Source organism: Ideonella azotifigens (assembly GCF_006519715.1).
Classification (GTDB): Bacteria; Pseudomonadota; Gammaproteobacteria; order Burkholderiales; family Burkholderiaceae_C; genus Ideonella; species Ideonella azotifigens.
The window spans coordinates 1-6,589 of record NZ_VIDT01000290.1 but is presented as its reverse complement, the minus strand read 5'-3'; the positions used below and the strand labels follow the sequence as shown (position 1 = coordinate 6,589).

Annotated in this window: 5 protein-coding genes; 4 read left to right on the top strand and 1 reads right to left on the bottom strand. The window is 63.8% G+C overall.

Annotation, left to right across the window (positions count from 1 at the left end; translation table 11 throughout):
- Positions 1-704 precede the first annotated feature (704 nt).
- Positions 705-1,985 (bottom strand): MFS transporter, encoded by a 1,281-nt coding sequence (locus tag FKP22_RS17160; protein ID WP_170200937.1) that lies wholly within the window; start codon positions 1,983-1,985, stop codon positions 705-707.
- 264 nt (positions 1,986-2,249) lie between these two features.
- Between FKP22_RS17160 and cyoA the strand changes: the two genes are divergently transcribed.
- From cyoA to cyoD, 4 genes are all read left to right on the top strand, one after another.
- The gene (gene cyoA / locus FKP22_RS17155) at positions 2,250-3,290 is read left to right on the top strand and encodes a ubiquinol oxidase subunit II (RefSeq protein ID WP_141288687.1); all 1,041 of its coding nucleotides are present in this window, start codon (positions 2,250-2,252) and stop codon (positions 3,288-3,290) included.
- A gap of 114 nt (positions 3,291-3,404) precedes the next feature.
- Positions 3,405-5,408 carry a cytochrome o ubiquinol oxidase subunit I gene (gene cyoB, locus FKP22_RS17150; RefSeq protein WP_141288685.1) on the top strand — a complete coding sequence of 668 codons (2,004 nt, stop codon included), beginning with the start codon at positions 3,405-3,407 and terminating at the stop codon, positions 5,406-5,408.
- A 33-nt stretch (positions 5,409-5,441) separates the two neighbouring features.
- Entirely contained in the window at positions 5,442-6,068 is a 627-nt protein-coding gene (gene cyoC, locus FKP22_RS17145) for a cytochrome o ubiquinol oxidase subunit III (protein WP_141288683.1), read from the top strand.
- On the top strand, positions 6,065-6,487 hold the full coding sequence (cyoD, locus tag FKP22_RS17140; RefSeq protein WP_141288681.1) for a cytochrome o ubiquinol oxidase subunit IV: 423 nt from the start codon (positions 6,065-6,067) through the stop codon (positions 6,485-6,487). Before cyoC ends, cyoD begins: the two co-directional genes overlap by 4 nt.
- Positions 6,488-6,589: the final 102 nt, after the last annotated feature.

Sequence of the window (6,589 nt, the reverse complement as noted above, 5' to 3'; positions counted from 1 at the left end):
GAGCGAGAGCTACTACAAGGGCACCGACCCGGCCACCCGCACCCTGGTGCGCACGGTCACCCGAACCTATGACGCATTGGGACGCATGCAGAGCGTCTCCGGCCTGCAATGAGCCGCCACAACATGACTACTCGAGCGCCACACTCGGGCGGAGCCCCGCTGAATTGGCATTCGCAGGCGGCGATGGCCGGGGGATTTTGGGGGGACTGCCATGCCTCGGACAGTACGCGATAGAGTAGAGATGTTGGAACGGACGGCGTCTTTCCCCATATAAATCAACTATTTGCGGACAAGTAGGGAACTACGAACCAAGGGGTCGTGGGTTCGAATCCTGCCAGCCGCACCAGAACTTCGGTTCAGATCAACGCCTCAGAGCTCATGGCTCTGAGGCGTTTTTCTTTGCGCTTTCGGAAAACCGGTGGAATGGGCAGCAGCCAAGCTGCTGGGCCGGAGGGAGGCGATTGGAGGCGATTTGCATCGCCCGTTCCCGCTTGAAAAGTCAAAACGCGCGGCACAAAAAGAAATGGCACCGCGAGGGTGCCAAAGAGGCCGACTGAAAGGGAGGGAGGGAGGATGTCGGCCCCGTGAGAAGTCTAGCCCCCTGCGCGGCGCTGGGTTGTAGGACGAAGCCTACTTTTGCAAGCGCAGGTGACAGGGCGGCCGTTTCGCTGCCCACAGACACGAAGAGCGCATGCCCACGGCTTTCATTCGCCGCTGTCACGCATCATGCGGTTGAAGCGCAGCGCCAGCAGCGTGCAGGCCGCCGCGGACAGCAGGTAGACCGTCACCGACACCAGCCCGAAGCGGGCCGACAGGCCGAGTGCCACCAGCGGCGCGAAGGCTGCGCCAATCAGCCAGGCGAGGTCTGCGGTCAGCGCAGCGCCGGTGTAGCGGAAGCGCGGCAGGAAGTTCGAGGTCACGGTGCCGGCGGCCTGGCCGTAGGACAGGCCCAGCAGTGCAAAACCGATCAGCACGAACAAGTCCTGTCCGCTCTTGCCGCCATTGAGCAGCAAGGGGATGAACAGGCTGAATGCCGCGATCAGGCCGGCCAGCAGGCCCAGCGTGCGGCGCCGGCCAATGCGGTCGGCCAGGCGGCCCGACAGCAGCATCGCGGCGCCTGCCAGCAGTGCGCCGACGATCTGCAGCGACAGGAAGCTGCCGACGTTCTGCTGCGAATACAGCAGGATCCACGACAGCGGGAAGATGGTCACGATGTGGAACAGCGCGTAGCTGGCCAACGGGGCAAAGGCGCCAATGAACAGGTTCGGTCCTTGCAGCCCGACCAGGTCGGCCACATTGCAGGGTTCCAGTTCCCGTGCCTGCAGTTCCTGCTCGTATTCATGGGTCACCACCAGGCGCAGCCGGGCGAACAGCGCGACGACGTTGATCGCGAAGGCCGCGAAGAACGGGTAGCGCCAGCCCCAGCTCAGGAAGTCCACCGTCGTCAGGCCGTTCCACAGGTAGGCGAACAGGCTGCAGGCGATCAGGAAGCCCAGCGGTGCACCCAGCTGGCCCAGCATCGCGTACCAGCCGCGCCTGCCTGCGGGCGCATTCATGGCCAGCAGCGAGGGCAGGCCGTCCCAGGAGCCGCCCATTGCCAGTCCCTGGCCAAGCCGGCACAGCGCCAGCAGCACGATGGCCATCGTGCCCGCCTGCTCGTAGCTGGGCAGCAAGGCCATCACCGCAGTGGACGTGCCCAGCAGGAACAGCGCGACCGTCAGCTTGGTGCTGCGGCCGAAGCGGCGCTGGATCTGCATGCCGATCAGCGTGCCTGCGGGCCGCACGACAAAAGCGGCTGCGAACAACGCAAATGCCAGCAAGGTGCCTTCCAGTCGGTCCACGAACGGGAAAAACAGCGACGGGAAGACCAGCACCGAGGCGATGCCGTAGACAAAGAAGTCGAAGTATTCCGAGGCGCGTCCGATGACCACGCCGACCGCGATGTCGCCAGGGGCGACGCTCGGCTCGTTCTGGTGGTCCACCATCGGCACATGGCCGCGGCTGGGCGTTGAAAGGCCTGGGTGCGACAGAGTTTGGGTAGGTGTGCTGCTCATGAGGTGTTATAGGTTGAAATCACTGCACTGAACGCCTGGGGATACCCCGGGTCCTTACCACAAAAAGTACAGTCGGACATTGCGGCAAGAAAGGTCATGGCTTGGACAAAACGTCCAATGGCTTGTTTTGCGCAATCCGCTTACATTCGGCCGCGCTGCACAACTGTCGTTTACCCGTTGGTCTGGTTTCTCCTGATGTTGTTCCCAAAGCCTAGAACTCTCGCCCGCCTGGCTGCTGCGCTTGCTGCGCTGCCCCTGGCGGCCTGCAACATGGTCGTGATGAAGCCCTCGGGCGACATTGCCGCCCAGCAAGCCCAGCTGGTGGTCACGTCCACGCTGCTGATGTTGATCATCATCATTCCGGTGATCGCATTGACCTTGTTGTTCGCGTGGCGCTACCGCCAGTCCAACCAGGAGGCAATCTACACGCCCGACTGGGACCACTCGACCAAACTCGAGTTGCTGATCTGGGGTGCACCGCTGCTGATCATCATCGCGCTGGGCGCGCTGACCTGGATCAGCACACACAAGCTGGACCCGTACCGCCCGCTGGACCGCATCGACGCCGCCCGCGCGCTGCCGGCCGACGTGAAGCCGCTGGAAGTGCAGGTCGTGGCGCTGGACTGGAAGTGGCTGTTCATCTATCCCGAGCAAGGCATTGCGACGGTCAACGAACTGGCCGCGCCGGTGGACCGCCCCATCCGCTTCCGGATCACCGCCTCCACGGTGATGAACTCGTTCTACGTGCCCGCGCTGGCTGGCCAGATCTACGCCATGCCCGGCATGGAAACCTCGCTGCACGCCGTGATCAACCAGGCCGGCGTGTACGACGGCTTCTCGGCCAACTACAGCGGTGCCGGCTTCTCGCACATGCGCTTCAAGTTCCAGGGCCTGTCGGACGCCGACTTCACCAAGTGGGTCGACAGCAACAAGGCCCAGGGCACGCCGCTGGACCGCGCGGTCTACACCGAGCTGGAAAAGCCCAGCGAGCGCGAGCCGGTGCGGCGCTACGCCAGTGTCGACAAGGCGCTGTACGACGCGATCCTGAACCGCTGCGTCGACACCAACAAGATGTGTACCGGCCAGATGATGGCGATCGACGCCGCTGGCGGCTTGGGCAAGGGCAGCGTCACCGGCTTGGCCAGCCGCACCTGGCGCGAAGCCGACCAGACCTATGTCGCGGCCATCTGCACGCCGGAGAATCCGGACGGCCGGCCGCTGCTGGCCCGCCCCTGAGGCTGGCGCGGCCCGCCCCTGAGGCCAGAGACCCCGCTTTTTCCATCTGCCCGCCGCGCGCCTCGGCCGTGACAATGCGCACGGCCGCCGCGGCACCAGTTTTCCGAGATCATGATGTCCGATCCACACGACCTCAGCACGCTCATCTTTGGTCGCCTCAGTCTTGAGGCGATCCCCTATCACGAGCCCATCCTGATAGGCACCTTCATCATGGTCGCGCTGGGCGGCCTGACGCTGCTGGCGCTGATGACGCGCTACCGCGTCTGGGGCCCCTTCTGGCGCGACTGGATCACCAGCATCGACCACAAGAGGATCGGCATCATGTACATCGTGATGGGCCTGATCATGCTGCTGCGCGGCTTCGCCGACGCGTTGATGATGCGGGCCCAGCAGGCCATGGCCTTCGGCGACTCGGCCGGCTTCCTGCCGCCGCACCACTACGACCAGGTCTTCACCGCCCATGGCGTGATCATGATCTTTTTCGTGGCGATGCCGCTGGTCACCGGCTTCATGAACTACGTGGTGCCGCTGCAGATCGGCGCCCGTGACGTGGCCTTCCCGTTCCTGAACAACTTCAGCTTCTGGATGACCGCCAGCGGCGGTGCGCTGGTGATGGCCTCGCTGTTCGTCGGCGAATTCGCCCGCACCGGCTGGCTGGCCTACCCGCCGCTGTCGGGCATCCTGGCAAGTCCTGACGTGGGGGTGGATTACTACATCTGGTCCCTGCAGATTGCGGGGGTGGGCACATCGCTGTCAGGCATCAACCTGATCGCCACCATCATCAAGATGCGCGCGCCCGGCATGACGATGATGAAGATGCCGGTCTTCACCTGGACTGCGCTGTGCACCAACGTGCTGATCGTCGCGGCCTTCCCGATCCTGACCGCCGTGCTGGTGCTGCTCAGCCTGGACCGCTACGTCGGCACCAACTTCTTCACGAACGATCTTGGCGGCAACGCGATGATGTACGTGAACCTGATCTGGATCTGGGGCCACCCGGAGGTCTACATCCTGGTGCTGCCGGTGTTCGGCATCTTCTCTGAAGTCGTCTCCACCTTCTCCAGCAAGCGCCTGTTCGGTTATGCCTCGATGGTCTACGCGACCGTCGTCATCACCATCCTGTCCTACCTGGTCTGGCTGCACCACTTCTTCACGATGGGCTCCGGTGCCAGCGTGAACTCGTTCTTCGGCATCACGACGATGATCATCTCGATCCCGACCGGGGCGAAGATTTTCAACTGGCTGTTCACGATGTACCGTGGCCGCATCCGCTTCGAGCTGCCGATGATGTGGACCGTGGCCTTCATGATCACCTTCGTGATCGGCGGCATGACCGGCGTGCTGCTGGCCGTGCCCCCAGCCGACTTCGTGCTGCACAACAGCCTGTTCCTGATCGCCCACTTCCACAACGTCATCATTGGCGGCGTGGTGTTCGGTGCCTTCGCCGGCATCAGCTACTGGTTCCCCAAGGTCTTCGGCTTCAAGCTGGACCCGTTCTGGGGCAAGTGCTCGTTCTGGTTCTGGGTCATCGGCTTCTACTTCGCCTTCATGCCGCTGTACGTGCTGGGCCTGATGGGCGTGACCCGCCGCATGAGCCACTTCGACGACCCGTCGCTGCAGATCTGGTTTGTCATCGCTGCCTTCGGCGCGGTGCTGATCGCGCTGGGCATCGGCTCGTTCCTGATCCAGCTGCTGGTCAGCTACCTCAAGCGCGAACAGCTGCGCGACCTGACCGGCGACCCTTGGAACGCCCGCACGCTGGAATGGTCGACCTCGTCGCCACCGCCGGATTACAACTTCGCCTTCACGCCGCTGGTGCACGACAACGACGCCTGGCACGACATGAAGCAGCGCGGCCATCAACGCCCGACCAGCGGCTTCAAGGCCATCCACATGCCCAAGAACACGGCCGCCGGCTTCGTGATCTCGGTGATCTGCGCGGCCTTCGGTTTCGCAATGATCTGGCACATGTGGCTGCTCGCCGGCCTGTCGTTTGTCGCGATGCTGGTGGCCGTCATCGTGCACACCTTCAACTACAAGCGCGACTTCCACATCCCGGCTGACGAGGTCACCCGCACCGAAGACGCCCGCACCAAGGCCCTGGCCGCGCTGGCTTGACCTGAAGCCGACCGATCACCTGAGAAGTCCAACATGAGTTCTTCCCCCACGCTAGCCGCCGGCGCCGAAGCGCCGGTCTTCTACGACGACGGCCACCACCACCCCGAGCAGGGCACGCTGCTGGGCTTCTGGCTGTACCTGATGAGCGACTGCCTCATCTTCGCGGTGCTGTTCGGCTGCTACGCCGTGCTCGGTCGCAGCTATGCGGCCGGCCCGTCGGGCGCCGACCTGTTCGACCTGCCGCTCGTCGCGGCCAACACCGCGATGCTGCTGTTCTCGTCCATCACCTACGGCTTCGCGATGCTGCAGATGCAGGCTGGCCGCAAGAACGGCGTGCTGCTGTGGCTGGGCATCACCGGCCTGTTCGGTCTGGCCTTCCTCAGCTTGGAGCTGTATGAATTTGCCCATCTGATCCATGAAGGTGCCGGCCCGCAGCGCAGCGCCTTCCTGTCCTCGTTCTTCACGCTGGTCGGCACCCACGGCCTGCACGTCACCTTCGGCATCATCTGGCTGGTGACGCTGATGGTGCAGGTCAACCGGGGTGGCCTGATCCTCGAGAACAAGCGCCGCCTGGTCTGCTTGTCGATGTTCTGGCACTTCCTGGACGTCGTGTGGATCGGCGTCTTCACCTTTGTCTACCTGATGGGCACGCTGCCATGAGCGACCACCGCACCCACGTCGTCGAGACGAACTCCCACCTGCAAAAGCGCGGTCAGGGTCACCATGACCATGACGACCACCACGGCGACATCGCCTACCACGCCAGCTTCAAGGGCTACCTGGTCGGCTTCCTGCTGTCGGTCGTGCTCACCGCCATTCCGTTCTGGCTGGTGATGGCCAAGGTGCTGCCGTCCTCCGGGGCCACCGCGGCCGTGATCCTCGGCTTTGCCGCGGTGCAGATCGTCGTGCACATGGTGTACTTCCTGCACATGAATGCCAAGGTCGAAGGCGGCTGGTCCATGCTGGCGCTGATCTTCACCGCTGGCGTCGTCTTCATCATGTTGTCGGGTTCGATCTGGGTGATGTACCACCTGAACACCAACATGATGCCGATGCACGACATGCGCACCGCGCCGTAACGGTGCCCCCAGACCTGTCGCTGGGCGTCAGGCCCCCCGAGGGGGATGAGGAAACCTGGGGCGGCCCGGCGTTTCCTCGTGCGAGCGCACGCCAGGCACATG